The organism is Nostoc sp. (genome assembly GCF_036917135.1).
In the GTDB taxonomy this organism is placed as follows: Bacteria; Cyanobacteriota; Cyanobacteriia; order Cyanobacteriales; family Nostocaceae; genus Nostoc.
The window spans coordinates 28,152-46,758 of sequence record NZ_JBALEA010000069.1 but is presented as its reverse complement, the minus strand read 5'-3'; the positions used below and the strand labels follow the sequence as shown (position 1 = coordinate 46,758).

The following is an 18,607-nucleotide window of genomic DNA, read 5'->3' as shown; positions in this document are numbered from 1 at the left end:
CTCCAGGCAAAGCTTCACTTTGCCGCCCGCAGATGTCATATTTTCAGATAGTTGCAAACAGGGTTATGTATTGCACATCCTAAATTGATTCCCAAGTTTTGCATCTTTATCTTCCGCTTATTTTCGGGATTGAGAAATTTTTGGTATTCCTTTCTTATAGAGTAATATTGACCAAAATTTTGAAGCTTGATAATTTCCCAATCAAATTTTAATGATTACGACTTTGATTCCAACTATCAATTTAGCCTAAGTTAACTAGCGATCGCTGATGGCGCGGCTCAATTTTTATAACAAAATTCTCAAATTTAGATACACTTATACATATTTAGAAACACAATCTCATCCCAACTGTATTTCTATCTAGTTCAAATTTGACCAACTTACTAATCAAATCAGGACTTGACAACGTGAATGAAGTAATTTTAATACACATTTATTTTGCTACTAAGTAATTTTCCTGGCGTCCAAACTTCACGGAAGATGGCACTTTTTATTGCAATTAAACGTCCATTGTCATGAAGTCAGTAGTAAAGTTTAGTAACGAATACTCACAAACAGTTATTTTAGATAACAAATTTATATTTTGGTTGAGGAAGCCCAATTATGCGACGTTTACTTTCTGCTTTAGCCGTGACTACCGTTTTAGTCACTGGATTTCCAGCCCTGACTTGGGCACAAAACGGATTTACACTCTTTAGCGGCATCAAAAGGGAAAATGAACTGCCCTTGCGGTTAGATTTTGGCGGACAAGCTAATGGTTGGGATCGATATATATTAAGGATTCCAGCCCAAAAAATGAAATTAGCAGTTGGTCAATTTGCCATTACCTACCCTGATTATTACAAAGGAACTTTTGACCCGAAAGGAATTGAAGTCCGAGTCAAAGGCAAGAAAGTTCCGCTTTCTGAGGTGAAGTGGGACAAAGAAGGTAGGCTGATTAATATTTTTCCACAAGACCCAGTGCCAGCAGGTAGTAAGGTTGAGTTAGTCTTATCTAACGTGCAAAACCCATCCTTCGGCGGAGTTTACTATTTTAACTGTCAAGTTCTCTCCCCCGGCGATGTGCCACTACTGCGTTACGTGGGAAGTTGGATTATCAGCATCAATTAGGAGTGGGGAATAAGAATTTTAGATTTTAGATTTTGGATTTTAGATTGAAATTTAATCCAAAATCCAAAATTGGATTGCTCAATTCCCAATTTCCAAATAAAGTGATAAAATTAGAGATTGTGAGTTTTTATAAAAATCACCTAAGAGGAGAACAGTATGAAAAGAACACTGGGCGGTACTAGCCGTAAGAGAAAAAGAACCTCTGGTTTTCGCGCCAGAATGCGGACACCAGATGGCAGAAACGTAATTAGCGCTAGGAGAAAAAAGGGACGTCACCGTTTGAGCGTTTAGGGCATATTAAGCTAAAAGAGCATCTGTGGCTTTGTCCAAAGCAAATCGGCTAAAATCCCGCAAGGATTTCCAGGCAGTTTTCCGGGAAGGAATTCGGCGTAATGGCTCTTATTTAACATTGAGAGCCTTAAAGCCGTTATATCCAACAAAACCTTCTTTGGACGGTGCCACCCAGACTACACAAGCATCTGACTCAGCACATCTTGCCAGCACGCGAATTGGCATTTCCATCAGCACAAAAGTTAGTAAAAGGGCAGTGGTTCGCAACCGAATCAAACGGCAAATTACTGCTGCTTTATATCAGTTGCTGCCCAAATTATCACCAGGATGGCGGTTAGTGTTCATTGTCAAACCCACAGCAGCAGAATCTAAGTGCGTAAGCCCACAATTTCTGCAAGAATTAGAGCAGTTGTTGGCACAAGCTGAGGTGTTCGATGGGAATTCGTGAAGACGTATATTATGAAGGTGGACCCCATGTTGGGGATTTAATTATCAACCTGCTGATTGGGTTAACCGTCGTTGGGATACCATTGACAGTTGGGGCGATTGTCAGGGCATTGTGGCTGCGTTTCCGCATCACCGATCGCCGAATTACCGTGATTGGAGGTTGGCAAGGGCGCGATCGCACTGACATAATTTATTCAGAAATTGTCAAAGTCGTCAAAGTTCCCCGTGGCATTGGCTTTTGGGGAGATATGGCCATAACCCTAAAAAACGGCAGTCGTCTCGAATTGCGTGCAATTCCCAAATTTCGGGAAGTGTATGACTACATCAACGAAAGAATTGCCGCGAAAAATCCTGAATATAGCGCCGCCGCCAACAAGTGATGGGATTACGAGAGCAGGGGGAGATGAGGGTGATGCCCAATGCCCCATGCCCCATTTAAATGTGCGGCTATCCGTAGCGAAAGATAGTCGCCGGCAAATCATGTATTTAGATAAATTAGATTCAGTTTACAGTACCTCAGGTTGAATTCAGAATAATGGATTTTGGTATCGGCTTTCTCTCGAACAACGTGATGCTGCCAATCATAGATTTTTTCTATGGTATAGTGCCTAGCTACGGATTAGCGATCGTTGCTTTGACCTTGATAGTCCGCTTCGCGCTCTATCCCCTGAGTGCTGGCTCAATTCGCAATATGCGGAAAATGCGAATTGTACAACCTCTGATGCAGAAGCGGATGGCAGAAATTAAAGAGCGCTATAAGGATGAACCGCAAAAGCAGCAGGAGGAAATGGTCAATGTTCAAAAAGAATTTGGCAATCCTTTAGCAGGTTGTTTTCCATTATTGGTGCAAATGCCAGTCTTGTTAGCGCTGTTCGCCACTTTGCGGGGTTCGCCTTTTGCCGGTGTGAATTACAGCGTTAACCTGCAAATATTTCCCGCAGAACAAATCGAACAAATTCAACCGCAAGCCTTTGCCACGGCTTCTCAAAATATTTACGTTGCGGATGGGGAACACGTTAAAGTCGCTGCCATCCTTCCTAGTGGAAACAAACTAGCAGTAGGTGAACAAACCAAGATACAATATCAAACCGTTGAGGGCAAACCATTTCAGGTACTCTTAGCAGAACACCCAGAAAATAAGCTGATTCCTGATTGGAAAGTCACCAAAGGGGAAGATAAGATAAAAATTGATGCTGAGGGGAATGTAGAAGCCTTGCAACCGGGAGATGTCACCATTCAAGGTACAATTCCTGGACTAGCAGCAGATAAAGGCTTTCTATTCATTGATGCCTTAGGCAGGGTTGGCGCAAATGATCCAGATGGTACAATCCATTGGGATATCGTCGCCATGATCGTCTTCTTTGGGATCAGCCTTTATGTTAGCCAATTGCTTTCCGGGCAAAATTCCAGTGGTGGCAATCCGCAGCAGGATACAGTTAACAAAATCACACCAGTTATCTTTTCTGGGATGTTTTTGTTCTTCCCCTTACCAGCAGGGGTGTTGATGTATATGGTGATTGGTAATATTTTCCAAACCGCACAAACTTATCTTCTCTCCCGCGAACCTCTACCAGAAGAACTACAAAAAATCGTAGCAACTCAGGAGAAAGAAGCAGCAGTCACAGAACAAAAGGCACTGCCCTTTGAACCAAAAAGTGCTAAGAAAAAGGCGACAGGGGGATCATGAGTAACATAGCGATGGAGCGAGGTCAGGAGTGGTTAAAAACACTGCTAGAACTCACTGGAATACCTGCTGAGATTCAGGGTCATTTAGAAACTGCTCAATCTCAAGACGGCGATTCCCCAGAACCAGATAACTACTGGTTGACTATTGATCAAACTAATTTAACCTCAGAACAAATTCAGATATTAATTGGTGCTGATGGTTCTGTGTTAGATGCGGTTCAGTATCTAGCAAATTCAGTTCTAAACCTCAGTCAACCCCCAGAGGAACAAGCCTCTTACACCATTGAGTTGAATGGCTACCGCGTCAAAAGAGAAGCGGAAATTCGCGCCTTAGCAGAAGCAGCAGCCGATGAAGTGCGCTTTTCTGGTAGAGAAGTGGAAATCAAATCTCTTAGTTCTGCTGAACGGCGTCAAGTCCATACCTTCTTGAAGGATTTTGGAGATTTGGAAACCTTCAGTCGCGGTAAAGAACCGCAACGTCATTTAGTTGTTCGTCCAGCTTCGTTGGAAGAAGTTAGGAGTTAGACGCGATTAATCGCGTCTGTACGTTAGGAGTTAGGAGTTATGAGTTTGGAGTTAATTGAAAACTCATAACCATATAATTTCAAAATTTCTCTTGTTCTTAAGAGATAAAGTAAAGATGTATTATCAGTATAATTGCTGATAAAAAAGATAAATTTTAGTGAGGATGTCTCACAAATCCTATGGACGCAATTTATATTCCGCAGCTAACTCAAGCCCCGGAGCGGACAGAGGAAATTCAAGTTGAGGAATTTCTGCCTGGTCTGGAAACGTTGACACCAGTTCGTGGTCATGTGCGCGTGCAGCATCATGGCAATTACTTGGAAGTGTCTAGTCAGGCAGAAACGATTATTACTTGTACCTGTAATCGCTGTTTGCAGCAATACAATCGACGTTTAGGGCTTGATACGAAAGAAATCATCTGGTTAGAGGAAACTGCAAATCAGGCAAATGACTTGCCTTTAGAAAGGGAAGTGGTTCTGGAAGATTTGCTTGAAACTCTACCGCCCGATGGTTATTTTTATCCCAATGAATGGCTGTATGAGCAGATGTGCTTGGCTGTACCTCAACGGCAATTGTGCGATCGCAATTGTCCAGGTATTCCTGTAAGTATTACTGCTGAGAGTTCTGATAGTTCTGAAACTCCAGTTGATAACCGTTGGGCTTCTCTAGAAGCTTTGAAAAAGCAACTTCCGGGCTAATAGCTTATTGCTTATGCCTAAAATTCTGTGATTTCCCGCCCGTGCGTAGTTTACCAACCTAGGCATCGCTTTCGGGGGTATTAACTCGACAGAGACAGCATGGGTGGTAAATATATAAGGCTTGTAAGATGCGATCGGAAAGTTTATGTCTACTATTGTATCTCGGCTCGACATTACACAAATATTCTGTGATGTAGATGACTTCTGTAAGCAGTGGGAAAACTTATGGCAACAAATACCACTTTTACAAGGCATCACCGGAAAAATTAGGGTGACTGACCATCAATAACATTTAGAAAATCTTCAGCCGTGATAATCGGGCAAGAAAAATTATCTTTTAGACTGAGTAAATCGCGATCGCCCGTCACGAGATAATCAGCCTCACTGACCACAGCCAAAAGTAAAAAAGGCACATCAAACGGATCACGATATTCAGGAATTACAGGCAAGCGGCCGGGCATCGCTACAGCTTCACAAAAGAGTATGTAATCGGATAGTAAATCTTCTTGCTCGGTTGGCGTGAGCTTAAACTTTGGATAAGCCAGCACTCGGATTAACTCAGTTGTTGTCGCTTTAGAAACCAGTGGAGTGAAGAGATCGTCCTGCCATGCCAAACGAAGCCTAGATACTCTGCCCCCAAATATCAGCGCCGAGATGATGATACTAGTATCAATTACCACCCGTGGACAAACCATTACGATTGACGCGCCCAAGCCACTGCATCAGCCACATCCTGCTCACTCAGTCCTAAATCCGCCAGCTTAGATCGAACCGCATCAGCCCGATGAATTTTTACAGGAGTCAGAATAATTTGCCCCCCCTCCACTTTTACCTCAAAATACTCAGCCTCACCGATTTCACGAGTAATACTTTTAGGCAGCGTTAGTTGATTTTTAGAAGTTAACTTGGCGAGCATGACTTGCCTCCTAGCCTTTGCTATCAAATGTAAGGATTCCTTACTTGAGTATATACATACTACCTTACTAAATCTAAAACCTTCCCAGATTTGGTAACAGAACATTAAGAGCATCTTAACCAAGGTGATTTCCCGCCCGTGCGATCGCAATTGTCCAGGTATTCCTGTAAGCAGTACTATTGATAATCCTGATAGTCCTGAAACTCCAGTTGATAACCGTTGGGCTTCTCTGGAAGCACTCAAAAAGCAACTTCCGGGATAGGTGTTTAACGCGCCGTTTGCTGTATGACGGCGCAGTTAATTATCTATTTGTAAGTATAAATTGCCTAAACTACCAATGCGGCTGATAAACTCTACTCCTGATTAAAAAATCCTTTTTCGTGCAGTAAGGCAGCAATTTTATCAGTACATTCTACAGCTAATTCTGATGACATTTCTTTAGTGAAAACTGTATCTTGTGGAATATCTTTGAAGAAATTTTCTATAACATTTTCAACTTCTTTGCTAAGGCTCTCATAAATTTGCTTATTATTTATGGTTTTAAATAGGCATCTCAAAGAATTCTGAATTTGCTGCAACTTATTCTCTTGAAGTTGTATAACTTTCAAAACTTCATCTCTAGAAAGATTAATATCAATCACTTTATCTATAATTTTTTGACCTATAATATCAAAAGAATAGAATTCTTGATATTCTTTCCCTGTATAACGCTCTGATAGTAATACTATAAATTTCAAGGTACTAAAAAGCTCGATATAAGCATACAGTGTTTTTTCGTTAGGATTGCCTACAAGAAATAAAGTATGTAAAACTTCTATATTTTCTGAATTTAAATTAGTAATATTTTCTGGATAATAGTACCAAACACTATTATTTAACTCACCATATTTTATATAAGGAATTAAGTGCGATATATGATTTCGCTCTCCTCCTTTATAAATATAGAAACTAGTTGCCATTTTACAGATAGCTCGAAATGCTTCATCTCCTCCAAATGTGAGCTGATACTGAATAGGACTATCAATGGATTCTTGTCGCTTGATTGCATGACTTATAAGTTCCTGAACGTCAATCCAGGGATGATTACGTTTAAGCCCATTAAGCGCCTCCCTCATCTGATTTTCATCTCTAGTAGAAACAGAAAGATAGGCATTATCTCCATCGTATCTCACATCAATAGTTGGTTTTATTGGAACTATTTTGCCACCAGAAATTAAAGATACCTCTTCACCTGTACTAACTATTTTTGCTTTGGTGTATGGATTCTTATATCTATCTCGCTTGATATCAAGAACTAAGCCTATAGTATTTAGCTGCTTACCAAGGGCAGCATCTATGCCATCAAAGTGCGGGGCACATCTGTTGCAAATCAAAGATGATGATTTGAGCCTGCCTCCTATTGAATTGAGTATTATATGTTCTTTGTAACTATTGTCTGGACTAATTTCGCATTCACAGATATAACATTTAGACATATATTTTGCTTAGTTCTTAAAATAGTCAGTATTTATAAATTTTAGCGAAACTAGACTGAATTTGCCGAAGAGAAACAATCTTTACATCCAAGTTTTAATAATTTTCTGGCAATAGTCTGTAAAAAAGTGAAAAAATGGAGTATTTTTAAGCACCTGATTATCCTGACAGGTAATTAAACTATACTCACCACAAAAGAGCGTTAAAAAATATCTCACATAGAGCGATCGCACTGGCAACCGCTATGAACATGGTAGATGTTGGTTTTTTAGTTGTGAGAGGCGATACAAACCTGAACAATGAGAGAAGAACTAATAACTACAGCTAAATATGAACTTCCGTGAAGAGTTTAAACTGCTGCTACGCGCCCGCTACCCCTTAATTTATATTCCCACTTATGAGGAGGAACGGGTAGAAGCAGCTATCCGGGAAGAAGCAACCAACCAGGGTAATCGCCCAGTGTATACTTGGGATTTTGTCGATGGGTACCAAGGAAACCCCAATGATGTTGGGTTTGGGCGACGTAACCCGTTGCAAGCTTTAGAATTTATCGAAAAATTACCAGCTTCGGCACCTGCGGTATTGATTCTCCGAGATTATCATCGCTTTTTAGATGATGTAGCGATCGCTCGCAAACTCCGCAACCTGTCCCGACTCCTCAAGTCGCAACCAAAAAATATTGTCCTACTCTCGCCCCGCATCGCCATCCCTGACGATTTAACCGAAGTGCTGACAGTCGTTGAGTTTCCCTTACCCGCCGCCCCAGAAATTAAAGTGGAGGTGGAACGCTTACTACAAAGTACTGGTAACTCCCTTTCTGGCCAAGTTTTAGATGACTTAGTGCGATCTTGTCAAGGGCTTTCGATGGAACGGATTCGCCGGGTTTTGGCAAAAGCGATCGCTACCCACGGAGAATTACAACCAGAAGACGTGGATTTGGTTTTGGAAGAAAAGCGCCAAACTATCCGCCAAACGCAAATCTTGGACTTCTACCCCGCTACTGAGCAAATTTCTGATATCGGCGGACTGGATAACCTGAAAGACTGGCTGATTCGTCGGGGAGGCTCATTTACTGATAAAGCCCGACAGTACGGATTACCGCACCCCCGTGGTTTAATGTTGGTGGGTATTCAGGGAACTGGTAAATCGTTAACCGCAAAAGCGATCGCTCATCACTGGCATTTACCGTTGCTACGTCTGGATGTCGGCAGGTTATTTGGTGGTTTCGTGGGTGAATCAGAATCTCGCACTCGTCAAATGATCCAAGTAGCTGAAGCCCTCGCTCCCTGTATTTTGTGGATTGATGAAATAGATAAAGCCTTTGCCGGAGTTGGTAGCAAAGGTGATGCCGGAACAGCTAGCCGGGTGTTTGGCACTTTTATTAACTGGCTAGCCGAAAAAACCTCACCCGTGTTTGTCGTCGCCACCGCCAACGACATCCAAGCCTTACCGCCGGAAATGCTTCGCAAAGGACGATTTGATGAAATTTTCTTTGTGGGTTTGCCCACCCAAGAAGAGAGAAAAGCAATTTATGACGTTCATTTATCCCGATTGCGCCCTCATAACTTGAAAAGTTATGACATCGACAGATTAGCTTATGAAACGCCTGATTTTTCTGGGGCAGAGATTGAGCAAACTTTAATTGAAGCGATGCATATTGGATTTAGCCAAAACCGCGACTTTGCTACCGATGATATTTTAGAAGCAGCCAGTCAGATCATTCCCTTGGCGCGAACTGCCGTAGAGCAAATTCAGCAACTCCAAGAATGGGCGGCGGCTGGGAGAGCGCGTTTAGCATCTAAACACAACCCTTTAAGCGATCGCCTCCGGCGCACTACGTGAGAGCATTCAGCAGTAGCTACAATAATCAGTTAGTCAAAAGTCCATAGTCAATAGTTAATGATCAATTATTATGGACTATTGATTATTATCGGCATGGGTTACTTGCTTTTCAACTTGTAACCCTTGAGAGCCAGTTCAACGCTACTCCACTCAACGGGGGAAAAATGCAGGTGACTGGCTCCCCTTAAGCGCCACCTAAAATCGCAAATCCAAAATTGTTTGACTGTTGATAATCAGGTTTTAAATATGTTGTCTGGCTTCACAAAGTTTATACTTGGCTTTTTCTTAGCGATCGCGGTGCTAGTAGGTAGCGGCGTTGCAGTTGCACTGTATTTCATCAATCGCACTGGCGTACCCCCTGCTAAACCCGTTTTTTCCAACGATAGTCCCTCGGTGAAAGCCCAAGCTCCAAAAGGAACTGAGCGTGGAGGAGGTAAACCCACTCTGACACCAGAAACTCAGGCTCAATCGTCTCCAACCCCAACCTCCACTCCCACAGAATCACCAAAGGCTACCCCATCACCAAAACCATTGCCATCGGGAGCTTACCGAGGGCGTGTTAGTTGGGCTGAAGGCTTGAGTTTGCGATCGCAACCAAATCAAGAAGCTGAAAAGATTGGTGGGGTTGGTTTTAATCAAAAAATTATTATTTTGGAAGAAAGTGGGGATAAAGCTTGGCAAAAGATCCGTTTGGAAGGTACCGAACAAGAAGGTTGGGTAAAAGCAGGTAATACTGAAAAAGTTGAGGGACAATAGAATAGCCATTCAAAATTCAAAATTAAACCCTTTTATTTCCGATAAAAGGTTAACTAAACTTTCAGGAATGCGAAATTTTGTTTGTTGCTCAAAGTGTAAAAACATCGGGCTGGGATTTGCTTCTAAAAAGACATACTCACCCGTTGGTTTTAAACGCCAGTCTATCGCCGTCCACTCTAACATCAAAGCTTTACTAATAGCTAAACATTGTTGTTGAACTAAGTCAGGCAGTTCTACCGGAATTAACTGTGCTTTTTCATCTTCTCGAAAGTCTAGATGATTACTGCGAATTTCCGCAGTATAAATGTCTTCTCCTATTACATAGCTACGGATATTAAGTAGCAGGATATAATTAAAAGTGATCCCATAATGTCAAGCCCTATATGTAACCAAACAGATTAGGTCTCATATAAACATAATTAATATCCACTCAATAAATCAGGGTGAACTACCAGTTTAAAGACGATTTTACGCCATTTGAGGCTTGTCAATGAGCGATTTACCCCGGATTATTGAGCGGGTACCATAATTAAACTTTCTAAGTTGAAGTCAATAGATAATTGCTAAACATAAGGAGAATTAAATATGTACATAAATAACCTTTACCGTTCCATGATTCTGATGGGATTGATTTTCCCCATCCCACTGGGTATTTTGACACCTCCAGTATTTGCCAAAACTGACAATCTAGCACAAACTGCTGTAACTCCAACTGGAGCTACTATATTCTATAGTTTCCCCAATGAACAAATTACTTATACAACAAATGGTACTTTTAACTACAAGGATCGGGTCTTCCAACCCAATGAAATTAACATTGTTACCTCAGCGATCGGCAAACAAGTAAGTGTCACGATCGCAAATGGAGTTGACACCCTCACAACATTTACACTTCTTTTACCTAATAACCCGATCCAGAATAATCCCCAAATCACGGCTGTAGGAATTATCAACAACTTCGTCGCTCCTCAAACAAACAACAACTCTTACACTCTGCTCAATGGCACAGCCTCCATCCTAACCGCCAATCCAGCAACTAATTGATGGTGCGATCGCATTAAGGTATATGAGAGCCACCTCTCGAAGAGCGGGGAGGTGGTTGCCGATGGGCTTCTTCTACCTCACAAGGGACGAGAACTAGGGTGTTGACTTTGGGTGTTTTGAGGCAATTTCCCTGAAAATTATTTATGCTACTTTTGTTTGCATGAAGTCTTATGGGGTAAAAGGTTCAAAGTCAACACCCTAGACGATAACCCCCATATTTCCTATTAAGTCTAGAAAAATTCAGGTTTCTGCAATAATTTGATCTATGCAAGCCTTCATTTTTTCGGACACAAATCGGACATGAGGTTCTTTAAAAACGGAATTATGAATCCCAAAAATATCATAGATATCCACTCCCCCTAATGCTAATTTACCCCAACCCATTTGGGTATCAGCTTCACGTTGTCCAATTACAAGACCATCTTCTGTTCGGAATACGGTTGCTTTACCTGAGTAAACTTGTAGAACATATTTTCTTAGTGCTTGTCTGGTGGACTCTTCCACCATGTATTTCCGATTGGAGTAAGGTAAGGGGCGACCGAGAATCAGGTGAAAGTGAAAGACAATCCGCCAGAGTATCTCTTTGATCTGATACTTAAGCCGCTCTGTATTTCCTTTTACCTGCTTAATCACATAGTTAGATGCAATTGCTAAAAGACTCTTCCAATTGCGAGAGGTTGGTTTTTGCAATGGCGCAGATTCGATATTTCTGGAACCATAGGTATCAAATAAAACTAGCAAAGCTACTTTCTTACCTTGTATGGCCAATTGCCGAGCCATCTCGTAAGCAATTATACCCCCAGAGGAATATCCGCCGAGCAAATAAGGCTCATGGGGTTGAATAGTCTGGATTTGTTGAATGTAGTACGCTGCCATCTTGTCAATCCGGGTATATGGAAGCTGTTTTCCATCTAACCCTTTTGGTTGTAGTCCATAAAATGGTTGATCCGATCCTAAATGCACTGCCAATTCACGGAAACGCAGAACTTCTCCACCCAAACCATGTACACAGAAGAAAGGAGGCTTGGAACCGTTGGGCTGAATAGGTACCAAAGATGACCAAGGAATTGATGTTTCAGACTTGATATCAGCTGTTGGTGTCGCTGCAACTGAGGATTTCGAGGATTTTTCTCGCTCAAGAATATTAGCTAATTGCTCAATAGTTGGGGCTTGCAAGAGGATAGATAGAGCTAAGTTTTTGCCTGCAATCTTTTCAATCTCAGAAAACAGACGTACTGCGAGGAGTGAGTGTCCACCCAAATCAAAAAAGTTGTCTTTTATTGCAATCGGATGAACTCCTAAAACATTTTCCCAGATTTTTGTTAATTGAAGTTGTAATGGATTTTCTGCTGTAGCAAATATTTTTTCTATTTTAGAATTAGTTAGATTAAGCGCAGGTAATGCTTTACGATCAACTTGACCATTAGCATTCAATGGCAGAGAATCCACTATGACAAAGGCAGAAGGCAAGAAATGCTCAGGCAACTTTTGCTGGAGAAAAGTCAGTAGTTGCTCACTCCCAAAAGTCTCCCCTCCTTTAGGAACAACATAAGCAATTAAACGTTTATCCTCAGGAGCATCTTCTCTGACGATCACCACAGTGTTCTGCAAACCTGGATATTGACTCAAAATTGTCTCAATTTCTGTCAACTCAATCCGAAAGCCGCGAATTTTAGCCTGATTGTCTAGGCGGCCAATAAACTCAATATTGCCGTCACTTAAGTAGCGTCCTAAGTCGCCACTTCTGTAAAGGTATGCCCCAGATTCGCTGCTAAAGGGATTGGGGATAAATTTCTCAGATGTTAAGTCGGAACGGTTAAAGTAGCCTTGAGCAACACCGATACCACTGATGTAAATTTCGCCAGTAACGCCAATTGGTAGGGGTTGCGATCGCTGATCGAGAATGTAGATTTTGGTATTGGCGATCGCTCTTCCTATGGGAATCTCTGAGCGAGTGTTACTGGCTTCAGTGGCAGTTTCTGGATTGTAAACCGTGGTGGTTAAAGTCGTTTCTAGTGACCCGTAAGCATTCAACCAGCGTACTTGCTTGCCAACTTTTTCTACCCAAGTTAAATAAGCATTGCGTGAGACCTTTTCACCACCAACCATGACTAAGCGTAAGCTGACTGGCAAGGTTTGTGGAGATACAGATGGCTCGTTAACTAACTCATACCAAAAAGAAGTAGGTAGATTAACAACGGTAATCTGTTGTTGAGTAATGAATGGGAAAAACTGCGCCGTCGAGTTTTGTAGCTCTTGAGGTTGGAGAATTGCGATCGCACCAGCAATCCAACTGGGAAATAGTGATTCAATGAAACAATCGCAACTGATACTAGGTAGTAGGAGGAGGCGATCGCTCTGGGTCAATTCCCAAGTTTCGCTGATTGCTAGGCTGTGGGTGACGAGATTACAATGGGTAATGGCTATACCGTTGGGTTTTCCATCGCTGCCGGACACATACATCACACAAGCGAGAGTCTCATTTGTGGTATGGTAATTTGGATTTTCTGTCGCGTGTAGTGCAATACGTTCCCAATCACTATCCAAACAGATAACTTGTGCCGGATGCTCAGAGAGTTTCTCAACCAATGAGCTTTGGGTTAACGCTAAGGATATTTGGGCATCTTCTAAAATGAAAGCCAGATTATCTTGCCCAGATGTCGGAGCGATGGATACGTAAGTTCCCCCTGCTTTCAAAATACTCAACAGCCCCACAATCACCTCTAAGGAAGGCTCAACATAAAAACCGACGAGTACCCCCGATTTTACCCCTAGAGTTTGCAAATAGTGGGCTAGTTGATTTGCACGCTGGTTGAGTTCCTGATAGGTTAGTTGCTGATTTTCAAAACTTACTGCAATATTATTTGGAGTTCGTTTCGCTTGAGTTTCAAACCACTGATGAATACAAGTATTCTGCGGATAATCAGCCTGTTTCCCATGCCAATCAACTAACACTTGATACTGTTCACCTGCTGTTAACAGAGGTAATTCAGATATCGGCAGATCGGGATTAGCAACAATACCTTCGAGTAAAGTTTTGAAGTGTCCCAACATCCGCTCTATGGTACTGGCATCAAACATTTCAGCATTGTAATCAAATACCATGCCCAGACCATTATCCTGTTCCCGCAAGACTAATATCAGATCGTATTTGGTCTTGCCATGATAAATGTAGCCAAATAGAGAAGTGATAGTCAAATCAGGTAGTTGCATTGCTCCCATCCCCCGACCATTCGACCAAGGAGGATTGAGGGAGAACTTTACCTGAAATAAAGACGAACTGTTCCGACTTTGTTGTTCTGGTCTAAGTTCTTCAATTAGCCTCTCAAAAGGTAGGTCTTGATGGCTATAAGCCTCTAAGCAATCCTTACGCACCCGGTCTAACAATTGTCGGAAAGTTGGATTTCCTGCTAAGTTACCCCGCATTACAAGAGTATTAGAGAAAAATCCAATCAGCCGCTCAGTTTCAACTTGTCCCCGGCTTGCACTGGCAAAGCTAATCAGTAGGTCTTCTTGTCCAGAATAACGGTAGAGCAATAGCTCAAACACTGTTAGTAGAGTCATGAACAGGGTGACACCACATTTTTGACTTAGGTCTGTCAGGGCATGGTTCAGCGTCTTTGATAGTAGCAGGGCAGCGCGATCGCCTCGATATGTCTGCACACCGTGAGGACGGGGATGATCGTAAGGTAACTCAATGATGGGTAAATTGCCTTCTAGCTTTTGCTTCCAGTAGTTTACCTGTGACTCTAAAACCTCTCCCTGGAGCCATTGATATTGCCAATTGGTAAAATCAGCATACTGCACTGGTAAGGGAGTTAAAGGAGAAGCTTTCCCAGCCGACAATGCTTTATAGATGGTAGTGAAGTCTTGATAGAATACATCAGAAGAAGCTCCATCACAAACTATGCAGTGCATATTCCAGATCATCAGATGCTCGCGATCGCTCAATCGCAGCAGCAGCAACCGCAAAATCGGCCCATTGGCGAGATCAAAGGGTTGATGAGCTTCTTTAGTTGCCAGTAGGAGAGCTTCAGCCTCTCTTTTTTCATCTGGTACTTGCCGCAAGTCAATTATTGGCAGCGTCAAGGAAACATCGGTGGCGATGACTTGAGAGGGCTTACCATTCACGGGTGGAAAAGTTGTCCGCAGAACTTCATGGCGACGGACGACTTCTCTCAAACTTTCCTCTAGGACAGCAACATTGAGATTCCCTGTAAAACGCACCACAACCGGCATATTATTTGAGGAACTATCAGGTTCAAACTGATGAAGGAACCATAACCGTTGCTGACCGAAGGAAAGTGGCAACTTGCCATTCCGTTCACAAGCAACAATTGGAGGAATCTGTGAACTGGCGGCTGTAGTAATTTGTTTTAGAAAGTTGATTATTTCGGCTTTTTGAGTTTTTAACTCGGTGAGCAATTCCGGTGTGAGACTGTCTTTTGCTGCTCGATAGCGTAAGCGTTCACCCTCTAGCCAAAGTTTGACATCGCGCTGACGTAGCTCAGATAGTAGTTTATCTAATGTTTTCATAGCTCGCCTTCCTCATAATCATCAGCTGTTTCACTCTCACCAGCCTGAACACCTTGGGTTGCCCAACGCAAAGTTTCCACTCGTTCAGCTAAATCTGCTATCGTTGGTAATTCAAATAAATTGGACATCAGGATTTCTACTTGCAAGGCTTGGCGCAGTCGAGAAACCACTTGAATTCCTAGTAGAGAATATCCACCCAATTCAAAAAAGTTGTCGTAAATCCCAACCTGCCTGACATTTAAAACCTGTGTCCAGATATCTGCAATCTGCTGCTCAATGGAAGTACGAGGCGCTACATAATTTGCTTCTAGTTCTGGACGAAAAGAATCAGGTTTTGGTAGTGCCCGACGATCAACTTTGCCGTTAGCATTTAGGGGCAAGGCATCCAGCGCCATAAAAATCTTTGGCACCATGTACTCAGGAAGCTGTTGTTTCAAGAATCGCCGTAATTCGGAGATTATTTGTGGGCTATCTTGACCAACTTCTGCGACAAAATAACCAACCAGTAATTTCTCACCAGGAGTATCTTCTCGAACAATTACTACCGCTTCTTTTATTGCCGTATATTGCAAAAGTGCGGTTTCAACTTCACCCAATTCTATGCGGAAACCGCTCACTTTTACCTGATTGTCAATCCGACCCAGGTATTCAATCTTTCCGTCTGGCAAATAGCGAGCTAAGTCTCCACTTTTATACAAGCGTGATTGAGTATCTGAGCTAAAGGGATTGGTAATAAATCTTTCAACAGTCAGATCCGGGCGATTGAAATATTCTCGTGCTAAACCATCGCCACCAATATACAACTCACCTGTGATTCCAATTGGGACGGGTTGTAAATGGGAGTCTAATATATAAACTTGGGTATTAGCAATGGGGCGGCCAATAGGAATAGAAGCCCCTGGCTTTAGTGGTGCTGTAATGTCATAACAGCAGGTAAAAGTTGTACTTTCTGTCGGACCGTAACCATTAATTAATTTACAGTTTTCTACTGTGTTGAGAAATTTCTGAACGTGGGTAACGGATAAAACATCACCACCTGCTAATAGTTGACGTAAGGGTTTTAAAGCATCAATTTTTTCATCGACTATTAGATGGAATAAACCCGCCGTTAGCCATAAGGTTGTCACCTGATATTGCTGAATAAATTGCCCTAATTCGTCTAAAGATGGGGTATGAGGAGGGAATATTATTAGTTTTCCACCATTAAGCAAACAACCCCAAATTTCAAAAGTTGAAGCATCAAAGGAGATCGGACTAATTTGCAGAAATACTTCTTTGGCAGTAAGGCTTACATAGTTAGTTTCTTTAACTAATCTAACTACACTTTGATGGATAACACTAACACCCTTGGGCTGACCTGTAGAACCAGATGTGTACATTACATAAGCCAAGTTATTAGCTTTGAAACTACTAATTGAATTATCTGGTGTGCTTTGGTTGATAGTATCCCAGTCGGTGTCTAAGTAAATTACACTTACTGTGTGATTAGGTAGTTTATCAACTAGCTGTTTTTGGGTCAATAATAATTTGATCTGGGTGTCTGAAAGCATGAAAGCCAAGCGTTCTTGCGGATAACCTGGATCTAAGGGTACATAAGCTCCACCTGCTTTCAGAATCCCTAAAAGACCTACCACCATTTCTAAGGAGCGATCGACGCAGATTCCCACAAGCACATCTGCACCTACTCCTAGTGTTTGTAGGTATTGCGCTAATTGATTTGCGCGAATATTTAACTCTCGATAAGTGAGTTGCTGTTCTTGAAATACCAACGCCACAGCATCGGGGGTACGCTCTACCTGCTCCTCAAATAACTGATGAATGCATTTATGTTGGGGATAGTCTGTTTGAGTCTGGTTCCATGTTGCTAATAACTGTTGCTCAACTGCTGGTAAAATTGGCAATTTAGCAATACTCTGATTGGGGTTAGCAACTATACCCAATAACAAAGTTTCAAACTCTGCCATCCGGTGGCGAATAGTGTCAGCGTCAAATAAATTAGTGTTGTACTGACATTCCAGGGTCATCTGACCATGTAATTCTGTGGCGTTGATGAACAGTTCAAAATTCTCGAAGGCGCGGGGGTTAGAGAAAAATTCTACCTCTAGCCCAGTGAAGGGGAGTTTATCACTATCTAAACCCTGATCGATATTAAATGTAATTGGAACTAAGGGAATGCGGCTAGAATCTCGTGGCAAAACTAATTTTTTGACCAGACTACCAAAGGTAAATTGTTGGTGATCGTAGGCATCTAGCACAGCCGATCGCCGCGATCGCAAGTAGTCGCTGAAAGATTTTTCGCCATTAATTTGGCTACGCAAAGGTAGTAAATTTACACAGTGACCTACGAGATTATATTGGCCCAAAGCAGCTTGTCCGGCGGCTGGAATCCCAACAACCAAGTCGTTTTGTCCTGTCAGACGGTGCAGCCAAACTTCAAATCCTCCCAGGATAGTAGTCATAAAGCTACAACCGAGTTTTGTCCCTAGTTGTTTGAGGTTGGCAACTAGTTCGGGATTTAAATGCCAATCTTCACGGGCGGCGTTAAAGGTTCTGAGTGGTGGACGGGGGCGATCGCAGGGGAAATCCACCACTGGTACAGAGTCAGCAAATTGTTCCAACCAGTATTTTTCTGTGGCGATCGCTTCTGGACTATCCACCTCTTCTTGCTGCAAAGTTGCATATTCACTTAAGTAGTCTGGTTCTTCTAATTCAGGAACAATACCCTGTTGCAAGCCAGAATAGAGTTTACCCAAATCTGGCATCAGTACTGCCCAAGACCAACCATCACAAATAATATGATGTGCTGTCAAAGTAGCTACATGCTCCTGCGGCTGCAATTTGACAATTTTTGCCCGAAATAGAGGGCCATGTTCCAAATCAAAAGGCTGCTCTACTTCTTGTCGCAAGATACTAGCTAATTTTTCCTGTTTTTCCTGTGGTTCCAGGTTAGCAAGATCAATAATAGGGATTTCAATTTGTCGAGAAGCAACAATGCAGAGTGTATTGCCATCGGTACTAAAAGTTGTCCGTAGTGCTTCATGACGTTGTACTAACTTTTCCACCGCAGACTGGAAAACTTTGACATCAAGTTCGCCTCTGAGTCGCAGAGATTGAGACTCGTTATAAGCACAATTGGCAGCATCTGCCATTTGCACAGAAGCCCAAATTTCTTTTTGTGATTCTGTGGCAGGGGCGGTTAGAAGTAATTCTCCATCTGCGAATGGATCAAAATCAACCGCAGTCAATCTGGATTGGTAATCTACAGGTGATAAGCTCATAAAAC

16 protein-coding genes and 2 pseudogenes are annotated in these 18,607 nt (G+C 42.2%); 12 read left to right on the top strand and 6 right to left on the bottom strand.

The genetic code is table 11. From position 1 onward, the window contains the following. Positions 1–603 precede the first annotated feature (603 nt). The 8 genes and pseudogenes from V7K50_RS20540 to V7K50_RS20505 form a co-directional block, all read left to right on the top strand. The gene (locus V7K50_RS20540; RefSeq protein WP_334963196.1) at positions 604–1,110 is read left to right on the top strand and encodes a DUF2808 domain-containing protein; all 507 of its coding nucleotides are present in this window, start codon (positions 604–606) and stop codon (positions 1,108–1,110) included. Positions 1,111–1,266: 156 nt separating this feature from the next. After that, positions 1,267–1,401, top strand: coding sequence for a 50S ribosomal protein L34 (gene rpmH, locus V7K50_RS20535; protein WP_099102484.1), 135 nt, complete (start codon positions 1,267–1,269; stop codon positions 1,399–1,401). A gap of 25 nt (positions 1,402–1,426) precedes the next feature. Further along, positions 1,427–1,849: a ribonuclease P protein component gene (rnpA, locus tag V7K50_RS20530; protein WP_334963194.1), complete on the top strand. Its 423-nt coding sequence runs from the start codon at positions 1,427–1,429 to the stop codon at positions 1,847–1,849. Then, positions 1,836–2,228: a PH domain-containing protein gene (locus tag V7K50_RS20525; RefSeq protein WP_334963192.1), complete on the top strand. Its 393-nt coding sequence runs from the start codon at positions 1,836–1,838 to the stop codon at positions 2,226–2,228. Before rnpA ends, V7K50_RS20525 begins: the two co-directional genes overlap by 14 nt. Positions 2,229–2,383: 155 nt before the next feature. Next, positions 2,384–3,535: a membrane protein insertase YidC gene (gene yidC / locus V7K50_RS20520; protein WP_334799522.1), complete on the top strand. Its 1,152-nt coding sequence runs from the start codon at positions 2,384–2,386 to the stop codon at positions 3,533–3,535. Further along, positions 3,532–4,059, top strand: a complete 528-nt coding sequence (locus tag V7K50_RS20515; protein WP_334963190.1) for a Jag family protein — start codon at positions 3,532–3,534, stop codon at positions 4,057–4,059. Before yidC ends, V7K50_RS20515 begins: the two co-directional genes overlap by 4 nt. A 179-nt stretch (positions 4,060–4,238) precedes the next feature. Then, the gene (locus tag V7K50_RS20510) at positions 4,239–4,757 is read left to right on the top strand and encodes a YceD family protein (protein WP_334963188.1); all 519 of its coding nucleotides are present in this window, start codon (positions 4,239–4,241) and stop codon (positions 4,755–4,757) included. A 145-nt stretch (positions 4,758–4,902) separates the two neighbouring features. After that, positions 4,903–5,034, top strand: a pseudogene (locus V7K50_RS20505) (IS982 family transposase); the annotation flags it as partial. Here V7K50_RS20505 and V7K50_RS20500 read toward each other — a convergent pair. Both V7K50_RS20500 and V7K50_RS20495 read right to left on the bottom strand, forming a co-directional pair. Then, positions 5,024–5,452 carry a putative toxin-antitoxin system toxin component, PIN family gene (locus tag V7K50_RS20500; protein WP_442944643.1) on the bottom strand — a complete coding sequence of 143 codons (429 nt, stop codon included), beginning with the start codon at positions 5,450–5,452 and terminating at the stop codon, positions 5,024–5,026. The pseudogene V7K50_RS20505 and the gene V7K50_RS20500 sit on opposite strands and share 11 nt — an antisense overlap. After that, entirely contained in the window at positions 5,452–5,673 is a 222-nt protein-coding gene (locus V7K50_RS20495) for an AbrB/MazE/SpoVT family DNA-binding domain-containing protein (protein WP_094327679.1), read from the bottom strand. Before V7K50_RS20495 ends, V7K50_RS20500 begins: the two co-directional genes overlap by 1 nt. A gap of 139 nt (positions 5,674–5,812) precedes the next feature. On the opposite strand from V7K50_RS20495, the pseudogene V7K50_RS20490 reads away from it, so the two are divergent. Continuing rightward, positions 5,813–5,935 (top strand): annotated as a pseudogene (locus tag V7K50_RS20490) (YceD family protein); the annotation flags it as partial. Between the two features lie 91 nt (positions 5,936–6,026). On the opposite strand, the gene V7K50_RS20485 reads toward V7K50_RS20490, so the two are convergent. Beyond that, a complete protein-coding gene (locus V7K50_RS20485) occupies positions 6,027–7,148 on the bottom strand; it encodes an HNH endonuclease (RefSeq protein WP_334963182.1) in 1,122 nt (373 codons plus the stop codon). 328 nt (positions 7,149–7,476) lie between these two features. Between V7K50_RS20485 and V7K50_RS20480 the strand changes: the two genes are divergently transcribed. Continuing rightward, a complete protein-coding gene (locus V7K50_RS20480; RefSeq protein ID WP_334963180.1) occupies positions 7,477–8,988 on the top strand; it encodes an AAA family ATPase in 1,512 nt (503 codons plus the stop codon). 246 nt (positions 8,989–9,234) lie between these two features. After that, entirely contained in the window at positions 9,235–9,744 is a 510-nt protein-coding gene (locus V7K50_RS20475) for an SH3 domain-containing protein (RefSeq protein WP_334963178.1), read from the top strand. Positions 9,745–9,753: 9 nt separating this feature from the next. On the opposite strand, the gene V7K50_RS30775 is transcribed toward V7K50_RS20475, so the two are convergent. After that, positions 9,754–9,927: a hypothetical protein gene (locus V7K50_RS30775; protein WP_442944642.1), complete on the bottom strand. Its 174-nt coding sequence runs from the start codon at positions 9,925–9,927 to the stop codon at positions 9,754–9,756. Between the two features lie 402 nt (positions 9,928–10,329). On the opposite strand from V7K50_RS30775, the gene V7K50_RS20465 reads away from it, so the two are divergent. Further along, positions 10,330–10,788, top strand: coding sequence for a hypothetical protein (locus tag V7K50_RS20465; protein ID WP_334963176.1), 459 nt, complete (start codon positions 10,330–10,332; stop codon positions 10,786–10,788). 240 nt (positions 10,789–11,028) lie between these two features. Here the strand turns inward: V7K50_RS20465 and V7K50_RS20460 are convergent, their stop codons facing one another. Further along, entirely contained in the window at positions 11,029–15,324 is a 4,296-nt protein-coding gene (locus V7K50_RS20460) for an amino acid adenylation domain-containing protein (RefSeq protein WP_334963174.1), read from the bottom strand. Next, the gene (locus V7K50_RS20455; protein ID WP_334963172.1) at positions 15,321–18,602 is read right to left on the bottom strand and encodes a non-ribosomal peptide synthetase; all 3,282 of its coding nucleotides are present in this window, start codon (positions 18,600–18,602) and stop codon (positions 15,321–15,323) included. The genes V7K50_RS20460 and V7K50_RS20455 overlap by 4 nt, the downstream gene beginning before the upstream one ends. Positions 18,603–18,607 lie beyond the last annotated feature (5 nt).

Coding starts and splice junctions, on each gene's coding strand:
- V7K50_RS20540 (WP_334963196.1), top strand. CDS start 604: ATGCGACGTTTACTTTCTGCTTTAGCCGTGACTACCGTTTTAGTCACT.
- rpmH (WP_099102484.1), top strand. CDS start 1,267: ATGAAAAGAACACTGGGCGGTACTAGCCGTAAGAGAAAAAGAACCTCT.
- V7K50_RS20525 (WP_334963192.1), top strand. CDS start 1,836: ATGGGAATTCGTGAAGACGTATATTATGAAGGTGGACCCCATGTTGGG.
- yidC (WP_334799522.1), top strand. CDS start 2,384: ATGGATTTTGGTATCGGCTTTCTCTCGAACAACGTGATGCTGCCAATC.
- V7K50_RS20515 (WP_334963190.1), top strand. CDS start 3,532: ATGAGTAACATAGCGATGGAGCGAGGTCAGGAGTGGTTAAAAACACTG.
- V7K50_RS20510 (WP_334963188.1), top strand. CDS start 4,239: ATGGACGCAATTTATATTCCGCAGCTAACTCAAGCCCCGGAGCGGACA.
- V7K50_RS20500 (WP_442944643.1), bottom strand. CDS start 5,452: ATGGTTTGTCCACGGGTGGTAATTGATACTAGTATCATCATCTCGGCG.
- V7K50_RS20495 (WP_094327679.1), bottom strand. CDS start 5,673: ATGCTCGCCAAGTTAACTTCTAAAAATCAACTAACGCTGCCTAAAAGT.
- V7K50_RS20485 (WP_334963182.1), bottom strand. CDS start 7,148: ATGTCTAAATGTTATATCTGTGAATGCGAAATTAGTCCAGACAATAGT.
- V7K50_RS20480 (WP_334963180.1), top strand. CDS start 7,477: ATGAACTTCCGTGAAGAGTTTAAACTGCTGCTACGCGCCCGCTACCCC.
- V7K50_RS20475 (WP_334963178.1), top strand. CDS start 9,235: ATGTTGTCTGGCTTCACAAAGTTTATACTTGGCTTTTTCTTAGCGATC.
- V7K50_RS30775 (WP_442944642.1), bottom strand. CDS start 9,927: ATGTTAGAGTGGACGGCGATAGACTGGCGTTTAAAACCAACGGGTGAG.
- V7K50_RS20465 (WP_334963176.1), top strand. CDS start 10,330: ATGTACATAAATAACCTTTACCGTTCCATGATTCTGATGGGATTGATT.
- V7K50_RS20460 (WP_334963174.1), bottom strand. CDS start 15,324: ATGAAAACATTAGATAAACTACTATCTGAGCTACGTCAGCGCGATGTC.
- V7K50_RS20455 (WP_334963172.1), bottom strand. CDS start 18,602: ATGAGCTTATCACCTGTAGATTACCAATCCAGATTGACTGCGGTTGAT.